Source organism: Longitalea luteola (assembly GCF_017356035.1).
Taxonomy (GTDB): Bacteria; Bacteroidota; Bacteroidia; order Chitinophagales; family Chitinophagaceae; genus Niastella; species Niastella luteola.
Window position 1 is genome coordinate 1 of record NZ_JAFIQX010000043.1, and the last position, 492, is coordinate 492.

Sequence of the window (492 nt, forward strand, 5' to 3'; positions counted from 1 at the left end):
GCGGTTATTTGTCGGCCAACATGCGCATTGGTAAACAGGATATGTTATTTGTTTCTTACGAACATGGGTACCTGCCGGGTAACAAATACGGGCTGGTGCGTAATGAAATGGGAACGGTTCAATTTATAAAGACCTTTAATTTCAAATAGTATGCAGCGAAAACTATTGCTTATTGTGTGCTTATTGATGGGGTGGTGCCTGCAGGCACAAGTGGTAATTACCTTGCAATTACCGCCCTTGGGACTCACCATTAAACCGCAGTTATGGAATATGTCGCTGATCAATACGAGCGGCGGCTCCATGACCACGCAGTTGCAAATGGTGATGACAGACGCCGGTACGGGGCAAACGGTGTTAACAGCGACCACACCTTTGATCCAACTGCAGCCCGGCGCGCAGGCCATTACTGCCAGTAATGTAGGGCCGCTTACCTATACGGCAGGCGCCGGATATGCGGTAGACGCGAATCCCAATGGATTTTTACCGGTAGGT

Annotated in this window: 1 protein-coding gene; it reads left to right on the top strand. The window is 49.2% G+C overall.

Annotated elements, in window-relative coordinates; translation table 11 throughout:
• Positions 1 to 150 precede the first annotated feature (150 nt).
• Positions 151 to 492 (top strand): hypothetical protein (locus JUB15_RS28340; RefSeq protein WP_207516126.1); only part of this gene is annotated, 342 nt, incomplete at its 3' end.